General features: G+C 37.9%; 34 protein-coding genes and 1 pseudogene. 3 read left to right on the top strand and 32 right to left on the bottom strand.

What is annotated here, in order from left to right:
* Positions 1–21 precede the first annotated feature (21 nt).
* The 31 genes from BLP54_RS14465 to BLP54_RS14315 all read right to left on the bottom strand — a co-directional run bounded on the left by BLP54_RS14465 (position 22) and on the right by BLP54_RS14315 (position 19901).
* Positions 22–684 carry a zinc dependent phospholipase C family protein gene (locus BLP54_RS14465; protein ID WP_090171010.1) on the bottom strand — a complete coding sequence of 221 codons (663 nt, stop codon included), beginning with the start codon at positions 682–684 and terminating at the stop codon, positions 22–24.
* A gap of 37 nt (positions 685–721) precedes the next feature.
* Positions 722–1051, bottom strand: a complete 330-nt coding sequence (locus BLP54_RS14460; protein WP_090171007.1) for a putative quinol monooxygenase — start codon at positions 1049–1051, stop codon at positions 722–724.
* 91 nt (positions 1052–1142) lie between these two features.
* Positions 1143–1910 carry an alpha/beta hydrolase gene (locus BLP54_RS14455; protein WP_090171004.1) on the bottom strand — a complete coding sequence of 256 codons (768 nt, stop codon included), beginning with the start codon at positions 1908–1910 and terminating at the stop codon, positions 1143–1145.
* Positions 1911–1928: 18 nt separating this feature from the next.
* The gene (locus BLP54_RS14450) at positions 1929–2651 is read right to left on the bottom strand and encodes an AlkZ-related protein (RefSeq protein ID WP_090171002.1); all 723 of its coding nucleotides are present in this window, start codon (positions 2649–2651) and stop codon (positions 1929–1931) included.
* A 42-nt stretch (positions 2652–2693) separates the two neighbouring features.
* Positions 2694–3077, bottom strand: a complete 384-nt coding sequence (locus tag BLP54_RS14445) for a VOC family protein (RefSeq protein ID WP_090170999.1) — start codon at positions 3075–3077, stop codon at positions 2694–2696.
* Positions 3078–3391: 314 nt separating this feature from the next.
* Positions 3392–3904: a DJ-1/PfpI family protein gene (locus BLP54_RS14440; protein ID WP_090170997.1), complete on the bottom strand. Its 513-nt coding sequence runs from the start codon at positions 3902–3904 to the stop codon at positions 3392–3394.
* Between the two features lie 21 nt (positions 3905–3925).
* Positions 3926–4582: a GNAT family N-acetyltransferase gene (locus BLP54_RS14435; RefSeq protein WP_090170994.1), complete on the bottom strand. Its 657-nt coding sequence runs from the start codon at positions 4580–4582 to the stop codon at positions 3926–3928.
* A gap of 29 nt (positions 4583–4611) precedes the next feature.
* Entirely contained in the window at positions 4612–5172 is a 561-nt protein-coding gene (locus BLP54_RS14430) for a BUD32 family EKC/KEOPS complex subunit (RefSeq protein WP_090170991.1), read from the bottom strand.
* The gene (locus BLP54_RS14425; protein ID WP_176754587.1) at positions 5117–5563 is read right to left on the bottom strand and encodes a DUF3795 domain-containing protein; all 447 of its coding nucleotides are present in this window, start codon (positions 5561–5563) and stop codon (positions 5117–5119) included. Before BLP54_RS14425 ends, BLP54_RS14430 begins: the two co-directional genes overlap by 56 nt.
* A gap of 31 nt (positions 5564–5594) precedes the next feature.
* Complete coding sequence (locus BLP54_RS14420) at positions 5595–5753, bottom strand: hypothetical protein (RefSeq protein WP_330386172.1); 159 nt, start codon at positions 5751–5753, stop codon at positions 5595–5597.
* An 89-nt stretch (positions 5754–5842) separates the two neighbouring features.
* The gene (locus BLP54_RS14415) at positions 5843–6490 is read right to left on the bottom strand and encodes a methylated-DNA--[protein]-cysteine S-methyltransferase (RefSeq protein WP_090170985.1); all 648 of its coding nucleotides are present in this window, start codon (positions 6488–6490) and stop codon (positions 5843–5845) included.
* Between the two features lie 8 nt (positions 6491–6498).
* Entirely contained in the window at positions 6499–7122 is a 624-nt protein-coding gene (locus BLP54_RS14410) for an HD domain-containing protein (RefSeq protein WP_090170982.1), read from the bottom strand.
* 29 nt (positions 7123–7151) lie between these two features.
* Entirely contained in the window at positions 7152–7544 is a 393-nt protein-coding gene (locus BLP54_RS14405) for a hypothetical protein (RefSeq protein WP_090170979.1), read from the bottom strand.
* A 19-nt stretch (positions 7545–7563) separates the two neighbouring features.
* Positions 7564–7770, bottom strand: coding sequence for a hypothetical protein (locus BLP54_RS14400; protein WP_207646143.1), 207 nt, complete (start codon positions 7768–7770; stop codon positions 7564–7566).
* 229 nt (positions 7771–7999) lie between these two features.
* Positions 8000–8239 (bottom strand): DUF3795 domain-containing protein, encoded by a 240-nt coding sequence (locus tag BLP54_RS16410; protein WP_242942039.1) that lies wholly within the window; start codon positions 8237–8239, stop codon positions 8000–8002.
* 64 nt (positions 8240–8303) lie between these two features.
* Complete coding sequence (locus BLP54_RS16000) at positions 8304–9338, bottom strand: histidine phosphatase family protein (protein WP_207646786.1); 1035 nt, start codon at positions 9336–9338, stop codon at positions 8304–8306.
* Positions 9338–10276, bottom strand: a complete 939-nt coding sequence (locus tag BLP54_RS14385; protein WP_090170973.1) for an amidohydrolase family protein — start codon at positions 10274–10276, stop codon at positions 9338–9340. The genes BLP54_RS16000 and BLP54_RS14385 overlap by 1 nt, the downstream gene beginning before the upstream one ends.
* Positions 10277–10302: 26 nt before the next feature.
* Positions 10303–11088, bottom strand: coding sequence for a class I SAM-dependent methyltransferase (locus BLP54_RS14380; RefSeq protein WP_090170970.1), 786 nt, complete (start codon positions 11086–11088; stop codon positions 10303–10305).
* A 29-nt stretch (positions 11089–11117) separates the two neighbouring features.
* A complete protein-coding gene (locus BLP54_RS14375; RefSeq protein WP_090170967.1) occupies positions 11118–11345 on the bottom strand; it encodes a purine biosynthesis protein PurH in 228 nt (75 codons plus the stop codon).
* A 14-nt stretch (positions 11346–11359) separates the two neighbouring features.
* The gene (locus BLP54_RS14370) at positions 11360–12142 is read right to left on the bottom strand and encodes a histidine phosphatase family protein (RefSeq protein ID WP_090170964.1); all 783 of its coding nucleotides are present in this window, start codon (positions 12140–12142) and stop codon (positions 11360–11362) included.
* 58 nt (positions 12143–12200) lie between these two features.
* On the bottom strand, positions 12201–12758 hold the full coding sequence (locus BLP54_RS14365) for an alpha/beta hydrolase (RefSeq protein WP_090170961.1): 558 nt from the start codon (positions 12756–12758) through the stop codon (positions 12201–12203).
* Positions 12759–12775: 17 nt separating this feature from the next.
* The gene (locus BLP54_RS14360; protein ID WP_090170959.1) at positions 12776–13078 is read right to left on the bottom strand and encodes a Dabb family protein; all 303 of its coding nucleotides are present in this window, start codon (positions 13076–13078) and stop codon (positions 12776–12778) included.
* Between the two features lie 29 nt (positions 13079–13107).
* The gene (locus tag BLP54_RS14355) at positions 13108–13896 is read right to left on the bottom strand and encodes a class I SAM-dependent methyltransferase (RefSeq protein WP_090170956.1); all 789 of its coding nucleotides are present in this window, start codon (positions 13894–13896) and stop codon (positions 13108–13110) included.
* Between the two features lie 60 nt (positions 13897–13956).
* Positions 13957–14865: a metallophosphoesterase family protein gene (locus BLP54_RS14350; protein ID WP_090170953.1), complete on the bottom strand. Its 909-nt coding sequence runs from the start codon at positions 14863–14865 to the stop codon at positions 13957–13959.
* 18 nt (positions 14866–14883) lie between these two features.
* On the bottom strand, positions 14884–15234 hold the full coding sequence (locus BLP54_RS14345; RefSeq protein WP_090170950.1) for an arsenate reductase family protein: 351 nt from the start codon (positions 15232–15234) through the stop codon (positions 14884–14886).
* A 25-nt stretch (positions 15235–15259) separates the two neighbouring features.
* Complete coding sequence (locus tag BLP54_RS14340) at positions 15260–15421, bottom strand: rubredoxin (RefSeq protein ID WP_090170947.1); 162 nt, start codon at positions 15419–15421, stop codon at positions 15260–15262.
* A 72-nt stretch (positions 15422–15493) separates the two neighbouring features.
* A complete protein-coding gene (locus BLP54_RS14335) occupies positions 15494–15871 on the bottom strand; it encodes a VOC family protein (protein WP_090170944.1) in 378 nt (125 codons plus the stop codon).
* Positions 15872–16015: 144 nt separating this feature from the next.
* Positions 16016–16771 (bottom strand): class I SAM-dependent methyltransferase, encoded by a 756-nt coding sequence (locus BLP54_RS14330; protein ID WP_090170941.1) that lies wholly within the window; start codon positions 16769–16771, stop codon positions 16016–16018.
* A 21-nt stretch (positions 16772–16792) separates the two neighbouring features.
* On the bottom strand, positions 16793–17143 hold the full coding sequence (locus BLP54_RS14325) for a GrpB family protein (protein ID WP_278335365.1): 351 nt from the start codon (positions 17141–17143) through the stop codon (positions 16793–16795).
* Between the two features lie 152 nt (positions 17144–17295).
* Entirely contained in the window at positions 17296–18054 is a 759-nt protein-coding gene (locus BLP54_RS14320) for a PDDEXK family nuclease (protein WP_090170935.1), read from the bottom strand.
* 716 nt (positions 18055–18770) lie between these two features.
* Positions 18771–19901, bottom strand: a complete 1131-nt coding sequence (locus BLP54_RS14315; RefSeq protein WP_176754586.1) for an AI-2E family transporter — start codon at positions 19899–19901, stop codon at positions 18771–18773.
* A 325-nt stretch (positions 19902–20226) separates the two neighbouring features.
* Here BLP54_RS14315 and BLP54_RS14310 point away from each other — a divergent pair, with 325 nt between their 5' ends.
* Genes BLP54_RS14310 through BLP54_RS14300 form a run of 3 tightly spaced genes read left to right on the top strand, consistent with a single transcriptional unit; the run spans position 20227 to position 22089 of the window.
* Positions 20227–20688, top strand: coding sequence for an RpiB/LacA/LacB family sugar-phosphate isomerase (locus BLP54_RS14310; RefSeq protein WP_015551008.1), 462 nt, complete (start codon positions 20227–20229; stop codon positions 20686–20688).
* A gap of 35 nt (positions 20689–20723) precedes the next feature.
* The gene (locus tag BLP54_RS14305) at positions 20724–21602 is read left to right on the top strand and encodes a ParB N-terminal domain-containing protein (protein WP_090170929.1); all 879 of its coding nucleotides are present in this window, start codon (positions 20724–20726) and stop codon (positions 21600–21602) included.
* Positions 21595–22089: an HAD family hydrolase gene (locus tag BLP54_RS14300; RefSeq protein ID WP_242870719.1), complete on the top strand. Its 495-nt coding sequence runs from the start codon at positions 21595–21597 to the stop codon at positions 22087–22089. Before BLP54_RS14305 ends, BLP54_RS14300 begins: the two co-directional genes overlap by 8 nt.
* A 132-nt stretch (positions 22090–22221) precedes the next feature.
* On the opposite strand, the pseudogene BLP54_RS14295 reads toward BLP54_RS14300, so the two are convergent.
* Positions 22222–22479 (bottom strand): annotated as a pseudogene (locus BLP54_RS14295) (group II intron reverse transcriptase/maturase); the annotation flags it as partial.

The following is a 22479-nucleotide window of genomic DNA, read 5'->3' as shown; positions in this document are numbered from 1 at the left end:
CCCTCTACTTTTAGTAATTCATTAAATTAATGTCTTAATAATACCAACTGTTTCATCTACAAAACTGTCATATCTTTCTTTCGAGAGATATTTGTAGTCCCTATAAAGGTCGCCATGATCATCACTACGATAGTAGCCGCATATATATTCACGTCTATTTTCAAAAGCATCCTCAGCAAATATATCCATGAACACATTTGTTATGTTATCCGCTTCTTCGTATATACGAAACGCTCTAAACTCTGGATTGTCTGCCAGATATCTGAAATCAAGGTCATACCAGTCTTCCTTATTTTTCCAGATGAAGTCCTGATAAGACATGCCTTCCTTTGCAGCGTTCTCTTCAGTTACTCCCTCTTCTCTAACCATTTTTGACCACTCAATATCAGTCAAAAGATGAGTATAGTAGCCAAGGAAAAATGAATATTCCTTTTGGGTATAACCATTTATTGCCTCTGACGAGAAATATTCTGTAATAAATTTATCTATGTCAATAAAGGTTCTCTCCTCTGGCTTTGTCTTGAAATGAGTTACATTTGTAGGTGGTGTAAATACCGACCAATCCTCATTTGGAACACCACTGTCCGGAGCAATATTTCCCAATACAAAAGCAGTCTCATCCAAATCATCAATTCTGTTCAGCAGTTCATCTGCTATCCTAAGGTGTACCATCCATGATGCCATAACATTATTCTCCTTCTAGTCCCTTTTTATCACTTGATTATTTTCTTATGAAAGATTCATCTCTATCCGGCATAGTATCATCCGAAACATATCTCTCCACAGTCATATGAAGGTCATATTTTTCTCTAAGCTCCATTATCTTGCCCATCATAGGGGATGCGTGATGTATGTCTATTGATTCCTGGTTCTTCCAGCTATCAATCAAAAGAACAGTCTCTGGATCATCCAAAGCAATGTAGTATTCATAGCGCAGATTCCCATTTTCATTTCTAATGGCATCAACAGTTCCACTGCTAATCATCTCCTCAGCAAATTTCTTCGCTGCACCATTTACACCTTTGTATCTTAAATTTACTGTAATACTCATAGTTTTATTCCTCTATCACTCCACACATGAACTTCAATATATCTCTCTGGTCCAAATGTACCATCAGGATTCCAACTCTCCTCCAGGTATTTTATTCCAAAGGCAACCAATCTAGAACTTTCTTAATCTGACTATCCCAGAAATCCCAGTCGTGACCGTAATCATCTTCATCCCAAGTTACTTCAAAACCTTTCTCCTGTAGGAAATTTCTGAAAGAAATATTTGCTGGCATTAAGTCATCCTTGGTTCCACAAGCCATATAAATCTTTGGAATAGGACGCTTTTCAGAAAGCATTTCTTCTACAGCCACCCAAGGGTTCTTGTTGGTCTTTGAAGCATCTTCTATGTTATCAAACAGTCCAATATTTGCTTCCTCTGAGGTATCCTCAAAAATATGCACTGCAGAAGATAGTCCTGCAACATGACTAAAATTCTTCGAATATACGATACCATTTCGAAGTGCACCAAATCCTCCCATAGAAAGACCTGCGATAAATGTATCCTCACGCTTTTCAGAGAGCGGAAACATTCTTCTGGTTACATCCACCAGTTCTTCTCCTATGAATGTTCCATAATCATTCCAAGGTGTTCTGGAATTGAAATAAAAAGCATTATCACCAGATGGCATTACTACCGCCAGATTCTTTTCTTCGGCCCACTTTTGGATTCTGGTCTGACTAATCCAATCAGTATAATTTCCTAAAAGACCATGCAGGAGATAAAGTGTTTTGTACTTACGATCTTTTCCATTTAGATATCTATTAGTATCTGCATCAAAACGATCCACCGGAAGTATCACATTCACAGGCACCTCTCTGAATAAGGCTTTTGATAAGTAGTTTACTTGTATTAACGCCATTTTTATCCCCTTTCTATATCACTTAATTATTTTTTGAATCTGCTTCTCTGTAGCTATGGGGTATATATCCTTTATATGATCAGCTATAGCTTCTTTCGAATCAGATGGATTCTCTTTATATCTGCTCCTTACATGGTCATAGCCAAAAAGATTTTCTGACGTTGCATATATAGCAATTGGCCAACCATAGGCTTCTCCCTGTTTGTTTTTACGCTGGCGAAAATCCTTTACAGTAAGATATGTCTTCATCTGAAGGTCAGTGATTGTACCATCAAAGCCCTTCTCTCCACCTTTACCGAAGCCTGCCAGCTTTTTGATTTCATTGGAGTAGAGCTCCTCATTCTCCTCAAATAAATCCATTATCTTTTTCTGTCTGCGAGAAGCTTTGCCATCCTCCCAAAGAGAGTCAAAATCATAGCCATCACGTCTATAATTTGCAAAATATGGAAGCCACTCTTTTGAAATAAATCCCGCCTTCTTATCGAAAAATTTGCCATAAGCAACTTCTCCACGGCGGGCAATTATCTCGCGCCACTCCCAAGGATCAACCTCCATATCTCCGCTCCACCAATACTCCGGAACAGTTCGCTCCTCCAGTGAAAAACCAGGAATCTCATTCTTGAATAAAGGCAAAAAACCAATCTCATTAATATATTCAATTACATCATCCACAGTATGAAGGCACTCTGGGTCATCCCACTCAACCCCATACATTATCCAGGTTCCATTTTCGTTTGGCATAATCTCTTCTCCTATTTATTGCCCCTTAGTTTTAGTAGTTCGTTAAACCGTTATTTCGATTTGATTCCCCTCGATTCCCACAATGCAGCTTTCATAATAGCCATCTCCTGTAGTGCGAGGTCCGCTGATAACTTCAAATCCATCTTCTTTTAGTTTGCTTGTCAGTTCATCCACCTTTTCCTTACTTCCTACCGAAAATGCGATATGAATCAACCCAGTTCTATTAAGCGGCTTGTCAATATCAACCATACCTGGCTTATTCATGATTTCAAGTCTTGCACCATCCTCAAAGGAAATAAAGTAAGAACGGAAATCTGTATTCTTATTGTGGTAGCCATCATTAGATTTTCCACCTAGATAATTCACGAAAAAATCTCTGGCGGCCTCAAGGTTGTTTACATACATTGCTACGTGTTCTATTTTCATTGTAGCTATCTCCTTAACTGCATCGATTACGGTATTTCCCTAGCAAAAACCAATAAATTCCGTAGTCGTACTCCTTACATGAACATAAATTACGGTATTTCATTCAATTCAAGTTCTTTTTCCGTAAGCTTTACCACGTTTTAACCATCTAGAATTAAAGTTCCTACGGAAAAAATGACAACAATTATAAATTGTTCCGTAAATTCACTCCTGTAATCAGTATAATTACTTCATTATTTCAAAAATGACTACGTAACAATTGACTAATACAATACTTTATTCCGTAAATGGAGCTGAACTATGATTTTTTTCAATTATAATGTCTTATGAAACTTCCAAAAATCTATAGTTTCCTGCAAATCTGCCTCATCCACAAAGAGATTAAGCTTCTTTCCAATAGCAATAGCCATATCCACATACATATTTGCTCTTGCAGTGATTACAAGCTCGCCAACAACAAGTGATTCATTAGTTGAATGAGTAGATTCTATTCCCTCTAAAATTCCAGCATTTTCCAGTTCGTCCACGCCATTACATATGCCTGCAACTAACTGCTTATTTTCCACAACTGCACGAATAAATGAATATACTTCTTCATTATCAATTGAAGAAATGTCTCCACCTGGTACTAAAAGCAGTTCGACCTCTTTTGGATTAATATCCTTTAACGCACAAGTAGCGTTCAGTGAAAACTTTTCCTGAGCTGTAACAGGCTTTCCATCTATAGTCGCAAAGACCAATTCTCGTCCAGTATACTGAAGGAAGTAATTCGTAATTACGATTTCATAAATACAACATGTCTCATATAGTAATACAACTGTCTTCAATTTCTTTTCTCCCTTATACTTCTACTCCCTCACAACTGATGAATGACTGTAAATATAAAACTCCTCATGACTTGGCATCCATTTCTTTTCTTTGGTTGGAAATGTCTTATCAAATTCCTCTACAGCAGCTGTATCATCACAACAGTCTGCAGCTGTGCTTGGAATAAACATCCATTCATGTCCATCCAAGACACCTGGTACCAGCTCGCACACCAAAAGGGCTGTTGGATAATTTCCTTTCTGAAAACAGCTGACATTTTTCTTTCTACAGCTAACAAATCCGCTACCTACATAATTGCCTGGATTTCCAAAAATAATATTCACGTCATATCCCATTTTTCGAGCCACTTCAAAGGAATGCTCAATCAATAATTTGCCAAGTTTCAATCTCTGATACTCAGGCAAAACGCATAAAGGGCCAAAGGAAACTATCTCTTTCTTATTTCCGTTTTCATTCTCCAGCCAAGCCTTGGTGTACATGATATTTCCGATAATCTCTCCATCCTTTTCAAGCACAAATGCAAGCTCAGGTATGAAATCTGGATGATTTCTCATTGTATGCACAAAATAGTGCTCATCTGCACCAGGCTTATATACATTCCAAAATGCATTACGAGTCAGCTCTTCAACTGCCCTGTAATCTGATTCTGTTTCTAATCTGATATTTATATTTTCCATTTGTATTAATCCCCCGTTATCGCCATATTTCAGCTATGTTCCTCTACATACTGTAAAAACTCTGGTGTTTTAGACCAATACTTTACACCCCAGTTTTCGAAATTCCATTCCTCCATGTAGTCATTACATTCATAGTCGATATAGAAAATCTCACCATTATTCACTACAAAATTGGTTGGGAAATAATCTATATTAGTGTTTGATGGATAAAGCAGTTTACACATGGATTCTATCTGCGCAAGGTAATCCTCCTGCATATTATCTTCAAGAACAAGGTCATAAATTGTTTCCCCTTCTATATACTCTTTTACGATGCGCTCATTATCCACATCTACATCAAGCATGGCTGGCATCTTAATTCCAATAGCTGACAATCTTTTGTAGTCATTAATTTCAGACTGAATTTTGTCTCCAAACTGATAATAAGAACATGGTTCATGATGAATCTGTTTTACAACATATTCTTTGCCATCTTTTTCTGCTAAATATGAATATCCCCCCTTGCCCTTTCCTAAGAGCTTTTTGATTTCATATTCAGTTCCATTTACTGTTAAATTTTCTATTCCAGTAATTCCTTTTGAAGTCTTCATATTTCTGCCTCACATTCTCTTCCTTTTCAAAAAAAGCCTTCTTTAATTGTTGATATTCTTCATCTGTACACACATCACGACATTTAGGTTCAAAAGACTTAGTAACCTCAAAACATTCTCGCATATTATCGCATGGATACTCTGCACACTCAGCACAGGTGTGAATTTCTCTATCCTCACAGCATTTCACCACATGATATCTGCACCAATTTTCCGGCTTACAGCCAGTGCAACTAATTTCTTCATTGGTAACCACATGGTCACGATATCCTATCTTCATCCAAAGCTCTGCCGTATGATTTAACTCCTCATAAGTCTTCTCATAAGGATGTGCTATATATCGCGGGCATGCAGCACAATCATTTCCACAAGCTGCAATTATTTTACTCATTTTATCCCCCATACAAAAATCATTCTCCTATCTACATATTCATCTCATCCACTATCTCTGTAGGTTTTATAGTCATCTCCACCCATGCTGGAATAAATCCACTTTTAACTGCATTTCTTACTGAACGAATATTTGACCAGGCAGAACAATAAAATGGTACCTTACCTCGGGCAAATATCTTCCTAGCCAAGGCACTGGTTATTGCAGATGCAACTCCAACTACAGTATTGTTCCCATAAGAAATAAAATTCGCTCCTATGGGCAGCTTATAGTATTTCTTTATTTGTTAACATTATCTTCCCCTATTTCAACCCCATATATTCTCAAATCAACTTTTCCATCTATTACTTCTATTCCATCTGCTTCCAAAAGCTCTTTTTGAGCCCAGGCTCCACCAAAAACATACTCACCTGCTAGCTCACCCCTGGAATTCACTACTCTATAGCAAGGTATATTCTCAAAGTCTGGATTTTTATGAAGGGCATTTCCAACCGCCCTGCACATCTTTGGATTTCCAGCCATGGCAGCTACCTGAGCATAAGTTGCCACTTTTCCTTTAGGAATCCTTTTAACAGCTTCGTATATACGTTTTGAAGGAGAATCTGTCACAAGGTCGTAGCTTTCTGCTATCATTCTCTTGATATCCTCATCTGGAATGGACCCATCCAAAATCACAGTATTCCAGTGCTCCTTATTCTGATGGTACCCAGGCTGAACTGCAGCGTATGTGTTTCTCCAAAAATCTCTCCACTCTGGGTCACATTTTAAATTTAAGCAAATGTATCCGTCCTTTTCATATGTCCACAAGAAAGCTTTCTTACTAGGTTTCACCCTAATAAGCTGCCAGTTTGGATCATGAAAAGGAGCTTCCTGGTACGTATATGCGAATGTTAAGCCGTAGGCCAATGCCTCTTCTCGTGTTTTCATAAGAATCCTCATTTCACTGGCGGTTTCCAAGGCTTAGGTGTCAACAAAGATGTTTTACCTATATCAGGAAGTACATCATAAATTGAGCAGCCCATCTTTTCATCAAAGTATTCTTTGATGCTGAAGGCAACCTCCCAGCCATTAATATAATCCTCCATGATTCCATATCTCCTAGTGACATCAACAAATCTCTTTTCAAGGATTACAAAACCATAATCTACTGCCAAAGAATCACAAAGCTGAATAAGCTTGTCATAATCATCGGCTATGCAGTCACTGATGTATGCCTTGATAGCTTTTTCATGCTCAGTATCTGGCTCATAATCAAAGTTTTCCTGCATTAAGAGATATGAATGTGTCATACAAATTCTGGCAACCTCATCCCACCCTTTTTCCATGCAGTATTTATAGCCATCATAAACATGAGTAGGTATATCTGTTATACCAAATCGACGTCCTATATCGTGCAAAAGTCCAAATACATATGCCCTCTCAGCATCCATCCCCGGAACCTTTTCAGCTATATTCTTTGCAGCCAATCCGGTATTTATTGAATGTTTAACCCATGGCCCTGGATTCATTTCACCTGCTATCTCTAATTCTTTTAATGCTTCCTCTACTGTTGGTAACATATATACTCATCCTTCATAAATTTAATACTTTATTCCACAATTTTTTTATCTCCCAAAAATTGCATTAATATTAGAATCAACGTACTTCCCGCAAGAATTCCATCCATAATACCTGCAGGTAATAAAAACATCATTAAAGAAATAGTAATTGTGGAAATAATTAGAGATAGAGCCAACCCCCACATTTGATTTTTTAGTAATCCTATTGCTCCTGTTAATCTAAGAACACCATAAATTGCCCCCATAACCATCATCATATATATATTCTCTTGGAAATATGGAAGTTTGAATTCAAAATATTGTCCAATATCAAACTTATCCGTTCCTAATAACAATGCAAGTATCATGCAAAAAACTCCACCGAGTTCCATGAAACCACCATGTATTATCATTATTACTGCAGCTACCTTATACTTTTTCATATAATATTTTCCTCTTAATTCAGCTATGCTCCTCTACATACTTTAAAAAGTCTGGAGTTTTTGACCAATATTTAATTCCCCAATTTTCAAAATTCCACTCTTCCATGTAGTCATTACACTCATAATCAATGTAAAAAATCTCACCATTATTAACTACAAAATTAGTTGGGAAATAATCAATATTAGTATTTGCAATTCGTTCATTGTCCACATCTACTTCAAGCATTGCTGGCATCTTTATACCTATGGCCGATAGTCTTTTATAATCCTAAGAGCTTTTTGATTTCATATTCAGTTCCATTTACACTAAGCTTCTCCATTCTAGTAATCTCCCAACTAGTCATTATTTCCTCATCTTTTTAACAAATCTAAGAATCAGCGCTATTATTACAATCCATAATGCAATGTTACCAATTGTCCATAATATATTTATCCAATTTATAGCTATCATATATCTACCTCAAATTCTCTTCCTTTTCGAAAAATGCTTTCTTCAACTGCTTATACTCTTCCTCTGTGCATACCTCACGACACTTAGGCTCAAAAGATTTTGTAACCTCAAAACATTCTCGCATATTATCGCAGGGATACTCAGAACACTCAGAACAAGTTTTAATGCCTCTATCCTCGCAGCATTTCACCACATGATATCTGCACCAGTTTTCTGGTTTACAGCCTGTGCAACTAATTTCCACAAGCTGCAATAATTTTACTCATTTTATCCCCACTCTACACACACAATTATGCTCCACAATCATATTAGCCTAATAATAGATTCAGAGCTTTCTCAACATCATTCTCTGTAAGCCCAACCTCCGCGTCTGTCTTAACCTGATGGCTTGCAATCTCACTATTATGAAGATCTAAATCATCAATAACCAGCCAATTATCAGTAGGATTGTCTTTTAGCCACTGAAGAATCTCGCCAGCTTTAACAAGACTGAATTTCTTAGCTTTTCTGATTTCTTCTGTAGTTAAATCCGGAGTTACTCCCGAAATAAACACCCCTTCTTTTTCCATGACATCTGCAAAAAATTTTGCCTCAGCCCTATTAGGTTTCATTTCATCATCAAACCAAAATCTCCATCCAGAATGAAGAATAACCTTAGCATTAGTCTTTTTAACAAGCTTTGAAAATAGTTTAACCGAATCAACATCCACATATTTCCCCTCACTTATTTCACGCTGATGCTCATTATCCCAAAACTTAGAATTCAGCACTCCGTCCACATCAAGAAAAATAACATTTCTATTTAACGATACAATTTCCGCATGCCCTGTTTTAAAATGCACTTCCTTGTTGGTGTATTGAACCCCTTCTTCTATGCATCTAATAATATTAATTACTCCTGCATGGGTAACTAAAAGCACGTTTCCTTCTAAAGCTTCTGTGCTTACTTTAAACTTACCCCAAGCTTCCTTGATTCGATTATAAAAATCCTTAGGGCTTTCTCCATTAGGATATTTCTGTTCCCAATCTAAGGAAGCATAATAAAGCCCTGGATATTCCTTCTGAAATCTTTCCTTAGGCATACCTGCCAAATCACCATTGTTTGTCTCTCTAAACTCCTTAAGCTGAGTAACTGGTAAATCTAGATATTTTGAAACTATATCAGCTGTGTCTTTCGTACGCTGCAAATCACTGGCAAAAATATATCTTATGTCCTGTGAATTGCCATCGAAAAATTCACAGGCTCCTTCAACCTGTTCTCTTCCCTTCACTGAAAGCCCAGCATCACTCCAGCCGCCCAATCTTGTATTGTCGTCTTCACCATGTCGCATTAAAAATATCATCACTTTTCTCCCAATCCCACTTTTCTAATCTCGTCTAACTGTTCTGCTGTAAGTGTGCCTGATTGATAAAGTCTAAGATATTCATTCTCGATTGATGAATCAAAAATAAGAAGGTCATCGGTATTGATGGTGACCTTAACTCCATTTTCAACCAGTATCTTAATCGGATGTGTCCCGTAATCTTTTGCAAATCCTAGCATCACATTGCTGCTTGGACAGACATTCAACTGTATCTGATTATCCGCAAGGAATCTCATAGTTTCCTTCGAGGTTGATGCATTGATTCCATGATGCACCTCTGCTAGTCCCAGTACCTCAACAGCTCTTCTTACATCCTCGGCACTTCCTGTCTCTCCCACGTGCATTTTCTTAACCAGGCCATATTTTTCTGCTTTCCTATACAGGGGCAGAAATGCTTCAAATGGCTTCATATTCTCGCCACCACACACATCTATTGCTTTGAAATATCCTGTGCCAAGATACTTATCTATCTCTTCTGCTGCAGCTTCCACATCGCAGAAAGATGGATATGTTAACTCTGCTTCAAAAATCGCATCTGGACAGTATTCGTTATGAAATCCCTCAAGGAGATTTTTAAAATCTTCTACTGTACCAACTTGGTCTACTTCAGCTGTACCGAAGTTCATTACAAGGCGCTTAATACTATTTCGCTTCGCCTCTGCAAATGCCCCTTTCCATCTGAGCACCATGTTTTCATATCCATTACAAAAAGGCTTGATGGAAGACTGAAACCAATCTTGCATTCCATCAAGTCCATTAAGATGCTGTGGCGGTTTAGGAATATCCACCTGAAGCTGCTTGGAAAGCCACTGTCTCCTGCAACCTTTTGTTGAATGATTATGCAGATCACTCTTAGGCACCGACAAAAGTTTCTCTATGTTGTTTTCTTTTAAGCCTTCGCAAAACAAGTTATCCATCTAGTCCTCGTAAATCAAGCTATACTCTACTGGCACGCAAAGGTTCCATATTCCTTAGGCAAATCAATTGCTCCGTCTACAAAATGTGCTGAAAGAATCTCCCTGATTTTCTCAACTGATAAATCCAAAACTGCCTTGAAAGATGCAAGACTCTGAAGATACTCAACAAGATGCTCCATTTCAGTTATGTGAAGAGAATCCTCAAAGACAATTGCTTTCGCTTCATTGAATTCTTTCTGCAACTTTTCTCCACCATTTTGTAATGTAAAATTGTGATTTGGATGGAAATCCTCACCACCTAATTCAAACCACTCCGCAAGCTTATCTGTAAAGTTATTCTCGCCAAAAGTAGCGCAGTAAAATACTCCGCCATCCTTAAGTACTCTTCTAACTTCGCTAAGTGCTTTCTCCAAATCTGGCACATGATAAAGCATTCCGTTTGCGATTACAACATCGAATTCGTCATCTTCAAAATCTAAATTCTGAATATCAGCTACACGATATTCCAGATTATCGCGTTCCCCAAGATTCTCTTTTGCTTTTTCAAGCATTCCTTCAGAAAAATCCGTAAATACGAATTTACTGCATCTATCAATAATATCTTCTCTTCCTACCCACAAACCGCCTGGGCCTCCGCCAAGCTCAAGCACCTTCATGCCTTCACGGATATCATAGTTAGAAACAAGCCAGTTACTGTAGCCCTGCTTATTTGTAGAATACATATCATGAAATTTTACTCTAACATCATATGATTTTGATGTAGCATACTGTGCTTTTACAGCTGCTGTATCATTTGAACTTCCAATCTGCATTTTCCTTCTCCCTTTTACTAGTTTTTTATTTACATCACGCAGCTAGAACCACGTGTTTCCATATCATTATCTTTTACATATCGAGCATTGAACTCCATGTTGATTTCTCTAAGTTCCTTTTTGCCATCGATGTAATCCTGATACATTTCAGCCAGTCCAGCCATGCAACCGTCACAATTTGCCTCAATATTTCCAAGTGACTCTTTGACAATCTGTTCTCTTTCTTCTTTTGTTGTATCTTTAATTAAATATGACATAATAATTCCTCTCTCTAATGTCTTTCATCTACATTTTCATATCTTTCGCAAAATCTTGCTGAAAAAGATGGTTCTTCATCTCCGATTCGTAAATGCGTTATTTCACCTGCACGAAGAGTTCTAAAGGTAGCAATTCCTTTTTCTCTCTCCTCTGTAACCACTTCAGTAACAGATGTTGGTGCCAAAGCAGTAAACTGCCATACCACAAAAGGTGATACATTCCACAAATATGATAGCAGTAACGAAGTCAATCCATAGTGGCAATAGAAGGCTATGGTCCTGTCGTTATTCTCTGAAACTCTGTAAGCCATGCCATCTTTTTCATAGCCATTAGCTTTCAAAAACTTTTCAAACTCGCCAGTCACCTCATCATACAAAGCTGGCATGTTGCTGGCCTTAACCAGTGTCGATTCCCTCCAGCCATTTCTATCAAAAAGCTCTGGATGGTCAATATAATAAGATGGTAAAACATCCCATAAGATATGAGACTTGTATTCTCCCGTTGTTTCATCCTTCTGAAGCTCATTAGCATAAGCCCTACGCACATCTTCTGAAATATTAGGATTCGCCTGTGCTGGAAATTCCTTTAACCAATCTAATGTAATCGGCTCGATGCCTAACTTCTTGCAGCTGTAGCTGGCGGTATCCTTGGCTCTGCCTAGCGGCGACTGATACACTTCGTCTATACGATACTGCTCAATAACGTCTGCCAAAAGCTTCGCTTCTCGATGTCCCTTTTCTGTAAGTGTATCATTTACATAATCTGGGTCTCCATGTCTAACAAATAAAAGTCTCATTTCAATTTCCAAACCTTATAACTAAATCTTAATGCCACATTTGAGGCGGCTGTATATCTTATAATAACTTATCAACCATCTCCATTACCTTCTGAAGATTGGCAATATCAACCGTTACATCTCCAGTTTCAAGAGAATGGTTTGCATCTGGAATTACCACATATGTCAGTGACAACTCATCACTAAGCTGTGTGCACATATCGGTATCGCAAAGTGGATCAGCATCACCATGGAAAACAAAGCCCTCGCATGGATTTACAAAGGCAAAGGTTGTTTCTATTGGGGTGAAGATAATCTGATCTGCCTCCAGCTCATAGGTCATATTATATCTTGCAGCCAAAGCTGTACCGATACTTTTTCCTATGAAAACCACCTTTTCATAGTCCGTAAATACGATATCTTTTAACTGCTCCGTAACCTGCTCAAAAGCAGTATCAAAAGCCTGCTGACGCTTTTCCGCATCTGCTTTTATTACCGTGCCTGCCTCTGGCAAATCATACTTTATTTCTACGATTTCGTAATCCTTGTTTTTAGCAAGTTTTTTTGAATAATAGAGAAGTGGCTTATCTGTGTGATAGCCCACCCCAGGAAAGATAACTGCTAATTTCTTGCTCATAGTTTCCTCCAATCCCTCTACACTTCAAAGTCGAGGCAGCTTCTAATTTTTGTGTAAGGTCTAACCTTTCCATCTGCCACTGCTACATGCTCTGGGTGTACAGCGTAGCCCTTAAGAGCCTCCTCGCTCTCAAATGTGGAATCAAGCATCAAATCTGCATTTGAGCTGGCGAGACCATTGATATTTACCTTAATATCAATCATTCCTGGAATCTTTCCTGCAAGTCCTTCCAGACCTTCTTTGATTCCCTTCTTTACCTGCTCTTTTTCCTCAGCAGAAAGCTCATCCTTAAGTGTCCATAATATAATGTGTTTTACCATGTTTTTATCTCCTATCAGTAACTAATCTTTTACTTTTTCAACTGCAATTCTGCATAAGACATATAGTGTTTTACTGGGAAAATATCAGGCGCATTTTCCAACATCATATTCCAATGTTCCTCGTCCCATGCCTTAATCTGTTCCTCATTCATGGCTGCTCCCACACCTCTACAGGCGCGCATGCGACCATGCCAGCCATCTCTGGTGAAAGTGACCTCTATAGGAAACTCCTCACGCTTGATAATGTTAAAGTTGTCCAGTAACTCATCTGGCACAAATACTGGATGTATCGTATCTCCGTAGCTGGACCAATTTGGATTATGCTTTAAAATAATCTCCTCACTTTTTCCTGCCAATATATCCTCGTAAGGCAGCCAGCCCATGTATAAGATGAGAAGTTTTCCGTCAGGCTTCAGCATCCTGGCAAACTTTTCATTTATGACTTTAGGGTCCAAATACCAGATGCACTGGCAAACCGTGATTACATCGAAGGTGTTATCAGGATAATCAACCCGCTCAGCTGGACTTGCGTAGAAATCTAAATCCATTCCACTTTCAGCAGCAAGTCGTTTTGCCTGCTCAATCTGATTTTCAGAGATATCCGTTCCAATCCACTTGGCGCCGTATTTATACATGTTTCTTGGAAGGACTCCAGTGCCTGTTCCGATATCCAGTACGTTCTGCCCATCTTTGCAGAGGCCCAGCGATAAAATCTTCTGGTAAAACTCTTCTGGATAGATGTCTCTGTACTTTGCATAATCCTTTGACGTATTTCCCCAATCAAAGGAGTTTCCATAATCGATATCTGAAATCTGCATGTTGTCCCTCCTATTTTATTGTCTGATTATTGATGTTTTATTTATACTGTGCCGCTCATTTCATCCAAGCAATCCATATTCTTCCCTATAGTCATGGATATTATACTTCTCTGCTGCTATTGCGAAAAATTTATCATCCACCAATGGCCAAATCTCGCCAGCTTCCTCAGCAAGCTTCGCAGCACACTCAACCATTTCATATGAGTTGTCTTCGCCTGTTAAAAGCACCTGAATATTTGTGTTTACGAACCAAGGAGCCTTCTCCAATAGGCCGCTTTCTACGATGTCGCATACAACTTTTTTGTTATCAAATGGAATCTTTAGAAATGTAGGTTTCCACTCCTTTTTACCATCAATAGTGATATCTTCCAAGATAATGCACTGAGCCAATCCTGCATCATTGATTGCAATTCCCGCACTGCCAGAATTGAAATAATGTTTGTCACCATATGAATATTCTCCAGGGTAATGAGTGTGACCACAAAGCAGATAGTTGGCATCGATTTTTTCAAACCATTTTCTAGCCGCCTCACCATCAAGTGGTATTCTTTCGTTTGATTTTACTGGTGAACCGTGACAACATTTGATTGTTGGATATCCAGGCTTCTCATAATCAAAGGAAATAGGAAGCTTATCAAAGAAATCCAAATCTTCTTCTGTCAAAAGCTCGTAGGTAAAAAGTAAATTGCCACAGGCAGAATTGTAAATCCACTTTTCTTCATCCCTGCCTTCTAGCACCGCATTTCGATGATTAAGCATATACTCTTCCCTGTTTCCTCTGAGAAGCTGACATGTGTGAGTATCTATGAATTCATATAAATAATCCAGTGTTTCTCTCGTGTAAGGAGTGTCCGACACATAATCTCCCAGAAAAAGATATTCCTCGCACCCCTCTGCTTCCATGTAATCTATAACCGCCTTTAATGCCACAACGTTGCTGTGAACATCTGAAATAACTCCAATCTTCATGCCTCAAATCCTCTAGTCCTACTTAAGCACCTCTGTCCATTCAGCCTCTTTAAATCCAAGAAGCACCGCATCATCTGTAATAACAAGTGGTCTCTTTACAAGCATACCGTCTGATGCCAAAAGCTTGAATTTTTCATCATCAGACATCTCTGGTAATTTCTTGGTAAGCTCCATCTGTCTATAGAGCTGTCCGCTTGTATTAAAGAACTTCTTCAGCTCAACACCACTCTTCTTATGGGCATCCCTGAGAATCTTCTCATCTGGATGGTCGTCCTTGATATCGATTAGCTGATACTTGATTCCATTATCATCTAACCACTTTAAGGCCTTCTTACAGGTTGTACATCTTTCATAGCAATATACCTTCATATTAGTTTCCTCCTATGATTTGGTTTTACTCTTCTACAGGTTTGAAATGTTCCTTTTCGACTAAGCAGACAGGACATACAAAATCCTCTGGCAAATCCTCGAATTTTGTACCTGGCTCAACATCCCAATCAGGCTCTCCCACCTCTTCATCGTAAACATAACCACATACATCACATACATACTTCATAGCTCAACCCTCCATTTTCAATTCTAATTAGTTTTTCTTACTTGAAAAATTTGAATTCATCTACAGGTCCTATTACTTTTCATGAAAGAATTCTACTTCTTCTCCAAGAGGTCCATAACAAAATGCTACTTTCGCTGGCAATTCAGGTGTTGAAGCAATTACAACATCTGTTGGCTCTTTGAATACTTCGTACCCCGCAGATCTTACCTTCTCAATTATTTCATCCACATTATCAGTAGCGAATGCGATATGACGAATCGCCCCCAGCTCTTTGATGCCTTCACCGTTAGTAAATATTTCTAGCAGGGTATTTCCAGCATCAATCATGATTCCGTCTGGCCAGGTTCTAAGCATTTTTAGTCCAAGCAAATTGATGTAAAAATCCTTAGTTTTATTTAACTCTACTTCCGAACCGCATTTCATAGAAATATGATGTATTCCAGTAATCATAGCATCCTCCCATCTACGCATCTATTTCCAATTAGTATACTAAATCAGCAGATTGTTGCATAGCAGAATATAAAAAGAACCCGTGAAAATCACGGGTTACCATATTTTAACGTTCAAAAATCATCCGCACTTCCTTATTCATATCTAATTCCCCTCGTAATACCCATAAGAAATAACATGACATCTAGCAGCTAACATGGTATCTGCCTTAGCATATTTACTTTCAGTCCCATAATCTTTTATAAATCTACATTTTTCATCTTCTTGGCAGACATAATCAACATAGTCATTTAATCTAACACCTATATTCTTTAAACCAAGCTTTTCCATATATACTGGAGCCTTCATACCGATTTGAAAATCTCTACCTCCAGCTTCTAATTCAGATTGCCATCTTTCCTTTAGAAAATCATCCTTTTCAAATGGATTAAAATTCTGATTTTCTATATACAATCCCGCATTTTCTAGTCTTCTGCTGGGCTCTATGCAAATAACCTGTCCACCAGTTTTCACAGAGGCAATCATCTTTTTCAAGATTTCCTCTGGATTTGAAAGATGTCTTAGCACTGATTGACAAATTGCTATGTCATAATCAGCTGATGGGATGTAATCATTTAAGTCTGCCACTTCAAAACTAACTGTATCCCCGTGATTTGCGAATTGTTTTCTAGCATCTTTAATTAATTCCTCAGAAATATCTATCCCTTTATAACTACTTTCCTCAGGAACTAATGGCATCAACATCTGTGCCAAAAATCCATAACCACAACCAAAATCTATTATCTTTACAGGCTTATCTATCTTCCACACACACTTAACAAGGAATTCAAAATAATCATCATTCCACATATGCTGTCTGGTGCTAGTTAAATAATCCTTTTCTTTTCCCCAATTCTTCATGTTATTCACCCTTACATATATCTATTTGGTAATGCCCATAGAAGCATATATCTCCTCTATTACTGGCGACTTATACTCAATATATTTTTCTATATCATCAGGATATTTTCTTGCCGCCCCAAGTTTCACATTACCATACTTTTCTTTGTCCTGAGGATGACTTCTCAAGTAATCTCTGAATGCCAGATGTCTTTTCAACTCTGCTGAATCCTCTGGGCATACATACAAGTGATGCGTCTGCAAATGCTTTTTTCCTTCATATTCAAATGCCTCTCGGCCTTCAATTCCCAGGTTTCCTTCATGAATATAACCATTCCCCGCTAATGCCTCGATTGCCTCACTGACATCATCAGGTTTTACCACCACATCTATATCAATAATTTGGAAGCACTATTACGTGTTTAGTTCTCATATCTGGTTCCCCAAACTTTCTGCATTTCATTTATTCCAAAATCAAGCATTCTTCCTTTTAGCTCGTCATTTTGAATTAGTATACTAAATCTGAAGTTTGTTGCATAGCAAAGCTACAATAAAAACTCCCTTATTTTCTGCTCTACAAGCTTTATGTCGATAGGTAAGTCTGTCGATTCCATTGTGGTAATTAAGTCCTTGCCCAGAAGGTAGCCATTCTTCTCATAATTCTGTATCTTTATAAAGTTCTTTGTAGCATACTCCATATCTGAAACAATACCTAAATGCTCCCAATAAAGAGTCTTTCGTGTTCTCAAATTTAGCACTGCAAAATCTGGATAAACTGTGTTATATCCCAATTCTAAAACTGGCTCATATTGATATGGAACCCCATACTTAGCTAGGGCATCAGCAATAATCTTCTCTGATTTAGAGCGCACCATTTCACCACGGTTGGTTTGATACATTCCCTCTTCGGGGTATGAATTACGTTGACCAGGATGTTCTTTGTACCATTCCTCGGCAAATAAGTAATCCGAAGGAACTAGAGGTTTTATCAATGCCCGCTTAGCGGGAGAATAGTTGTCATATTCTTTTATTTTTTCTATGTCATACCAATCTAAAAAATGAGTAAGTTTCTTTTCCAAAAATACTAACTGCTTATTCATCTCATTTTCATAATCTCGTTGGGCATATTTCGCAATATTTCTAACGTCTTTTCTCTTAACATAATGTCTAGGCTTATCTGCAGATTTTAAATAATACTGAGGACTACCATTACTGTATGAAATATAAACATGAGAGTTCGGTAAATCCTTATATCTAGCCACATTCCTATTAGATTTCTTTAATAATTCCTGTACTTCTAGCAATTGATACTCGAGTTCTTTCTTATAATTTTCTATTGTTTATTCCTCCATTCTTAAGTTTCAATGTCATTTACGGAACATACGACAAAACACCACTATTCTTCCGTAACCATTTTTGATAAATCAGGTGTCTTTACGGAATAATGGCTGGTTTGCATTTGATTTTACGTAGTAAATCTTAGCTAATCCTATAAAACTAGATCATATAGCGCACTATCCCTACGTAAAAAAAGACTATGTTCTCTCATTGTTCCGTAATCAGACAATAAATTAGAAAAACGCCTACGTAATAATTCCATATAAACTGTCAATATTCCGTAAACAGGCAATTCAATGCCTATCACCTGACCAAAATACAATATACAAAATCAAAATATAATCGAAAAAACGTGGCGAGCCGCCACAAAAGTGATAAAAAAAGATATGTTTTTATAACTTGTGAACAAATATAACACCTAGCTACCATTTTGTCAAATTTCAATTTACAACCATATTACATACACAAGTTATTTTAATATGCATGAGCATTAACCTGCTTTACTCATCAAACAACAAAAAGTTTTCTTAAATAAAAATGTCTTCCTAATAAAAAAAAGTTCATAATAGAAATCTCATGAGATATCTCACATAAAAAAGAACCCGTGAATCTCACGGGTTCCTACAAATCCTACAATATAACCATATGAACGCTCTTCCGGCCCTTCCGGCTCTTCAGACTCTTAATGCTCTTCCTTTTCACTCTCTTCCTCATCCTTATTCTCCAAGAATGGAAGAAGGAATTTATGATAAATCATGTCCAGGATGGCAACCATAGGGATAGCAAGAAGGATTCCTACCACACCAAACATCTTTCCACCAGCCACGATACCAATTAGAATCCAAAGGCCTGATACTCCAAGGGAATCGCCAAAAAGCTTAGGCTTGATTACATAGCCATCAAGTGTCTGAAGGACAGCCGTGAAAATCAAGAAAGCTACTGCATACCATGGCTCAACCAAAAGAAGCAGGAAGCCTCCAATTACTGCACCAATGGCAGGGCCGAATGTAGGGATAATGTTAAAGATACCAACAAGCACGGAAACAAGTCCTGCATATGGCATTCCAACTATTGTCATGAATATCGCATTTACAATACCAACTACCATTGCATCGATAAGGTTATAAACGATATAGCAGTTAAGAATCTTATCGCTTTGCTTGATTATATATTCAACCTTTTCATATTGATCTTTACATAGGGCTTTTAAGAATCTTGCGCCGCCAGCCTTAAGCTTATCCTTTTCAGCAAGGAAGTAAATTGAAAGCAAAAGTGCTATAAATGCCTGACCAACACCCTTTCCTACATCAGCTGTGGCTGACATAATTGTATCCATATTTTTAGAAGCATAATCCTTAATGGTATTTAACAAATCCTTTGAATTATTGACAAAACTACTTAAATCCAAAGTTGAATTTGATACGCCAATTGCAGTAAGTGTTCTCTGCAGCCCGTCCACATAGCCATTAAAATTCTGAGCGAAGATTTTAACGCTGTCTATCAGCTGAGGAATAACAAGAACACCGATAAATACCAAAATAACTATCAACAAAAGGAATGCGCAGGCATTACCCAGTGCAGCCTTTGTCTTTTCATTTTTAAGCTTTCCAAAAACTTTTCTTCTGAGAAACATTGCCAGCGGATTAACTATATAAGCTATGATTGCTCCAAAGAAAACTGTGGAAAAGAATCCCAGGAAAGAACCAATTATGTTTAAAACTGTGCCCAGCCTTATCAAAAGTACAAAAAGTACTACTCCTATGCAAATTGAAACGGTAAGTGGATACCAGGATTTATCTTTAAACTTTTTCATCATCCCTCCAGCAAATTAGAAAATCACTCTTTTTAATGCTTTTCTGTTACCTTTCTCAGATTCTATTACTAAATTTTCAAGGATTAACAATTGAATATTTCAATCAGGTAATAGATAACACCTTATATCTATAATTATGCAAACTAAAACTCCAAATGCAATGAATTAATTCTAAAAAATCTATTAAGTCTTCACATATTTATGATATTGTAGAGGTGTTTATAAAAAGAAGCTGTGATGAAATCACAGTTATACAAGACTTCTTGTAGGCAAGGAATCATAGAAAACACCTACAAGAATCCATATATTTTAGGAGGTATTCCATATGAAAATTGCAATGGCAAATGATCATGCAGGAACAGAAATGAAAAATGAAATTAAGGCATATCTTGAGAGTAACGGATATGAAGTTGTAGATTTTGGTACTTATGATGGGGAAAGCTGTGATCTTTCAGATTTTGTTTACCCAGCGTCCCTTGCAGTGGCAAAGGGCGAATGTGACAGAGGCATCTTCTGTGATGGCGTTGGCTACGGTAGCGCTCTTATCGCTAACAAAATCAATGGCTGCTATGCGGCAGTATGTCAGGATCCACTCTGCGCTACTCTCGCAAGACAGCATACTGATTCTAATATCCTCTGCCTGGGCGCAAAAATCATCGGTGGCTTAATGGCCATGGAAGTTGTAAAGACATGGCTTAATACAGATCCACTCATGGAGGAGAAATACCGTCGTCGTGTCCAGAAGGTTTGTGACATTAACGATAAGCATTGCGTACCTGTAAAATAGTAAACATGTGATTTATCCACAAAAAAGGGTAGCCTATGGAAAGCAATACACAATTTGAAACATATATAGCTGATGAAATAGAACGACATGACGGTGTGGCCATTCCAATAAGGTCCGGTCTGCTTCATCGCCTTTTGGTAAGACGATGCAAATGTGAAAATCTGCACCCTAATCCTGATGATGAGTTTTCACAGCCTTCAGTTGGCCCAAGTTATCGAATCATCTCGGACTATGAAAAAAAGTTTCTAAACTCTGAAAGAGTCTATCAAAATTACTTTATGGGTGAGGAACCAATAGTAGTGGAGCGAATTCATCCTGATGGCTATATGATTCTAAATGGTCATCACAGGTGGGCTGCGGCCATGAGACTGGGTTACCCAAAGATTCCTATTCAGGTGGTAAATGTAGTTCATAATCAGGAAATCAAAGAAATCGTTCAACATTCAGAGCACAACAAACGAGTTACCCTTGATTTGGACGAGGTTGTTTTCTACAACGGCAAGCAGGGACAGGCTGAAAAAGCACTACCATTTCCACTTAACAAGATTTACCCAGACAGGCTGAGATTGGGAATCCCTGCCTTGTTTAGAATGCTTGAAAAAAACGGTTTTGATATTTGGGTATACAGTATGAATTACTATTCTACTGATTATATTAAAGCCTTGTTGCGTAAATATCATTTAACTGCTACTGGTATAGTTACCGGTACCTCAAAAAGAACTAACCCTGAGGACAAAAAGCTGATGGAAGCACTTTATGTCGACAACTATCTATACACTCTACATCTCGATAATGCTGAAGTCAGTATGTTTGACAATGTAGCCAATGAATTCCGTGTATATCCAATCAATGATCCAGAACACTGGTCTAGAGATGTAATCAACATTATTAAGGAGCTACCTTCTTATGATTAATAATGCTGGTGAGAAAATGCGTATATCCTTCGATCTTGATGAGGTTTTGTTTGTGTCACCTGACACTCACAGGGTTGAAGAGCCACCCGCATTTCCCTTCAATAAAATTTATAAAGAACGACTGCGGCTGGGCACTCCTGCGTTGATTAATGAACTTCAGGAGCTCGGCTTTGAGGTATGGGTTTATACCTCCTCCTTCAGAACGGAAAGCTATATCAGACACCTATTTAGATTGTATAATATTCGTTTTGATGGAATAGTAAATGGTCAGAGACATCTAAAAGAAGTGCAGAAAGATAATACTACTATTCTTCCGCAGAAAATGCCAAGCAAGTACAGAATCGCCTTTCACATTGATGATGAAAAAATCATCGCTTCAAATGGAAAACAATATGGATATGAAACGTACCTTTTAGATGCTGAAGATGAATTGTGGAAAGAAAAAATATTGATACAGGCATACCATTTGAACGCTAAACTTAATTAACAAGGCCAGATGAGTCACACCTCATCCGGCCTTTAATTGTGCAAATCGAGTAGGAGGAATTTCTCATAAGTGAGAAATTCCGACCTCTCACACCACCGTGCGTACCGTTCGGTACACGGCGGTTCAATCAACTTAACAAGTAACACACCTTTCGGTGTAGTAATCTAACATTGAGACTAATCCAAATGAGGTTAGTCTCTTTGTACTTATAGCCTTTTGTACCCATCCATTGTGAGCGAGTCTTGCATATCTGTCTCCACAATAGGAGATGTTATACGCTGCCCATCTTGGTACGTCCAGCTTCATCAAATTCTTAGCTCTATTCTGCGGAGTCTTCCAATGCTTCCAAATACACATACGAAGTCTGAATCTGATGTTTCTATCAAGTTC

Source organism: Pseudobutyrivibrio sp. 49 (assembly GCF_900100545.1).
Classification (GTDB): domain Bacteria; phylum Bacillota; class Clostridia; order Lachnospirales; family Lachnospiraceae; genus Pseudobutyrivibrio.
Note: the sequence above shows the minus strand (reverse complement) of the source record. Positions and strands in the feature narration are given on the sequence as shown.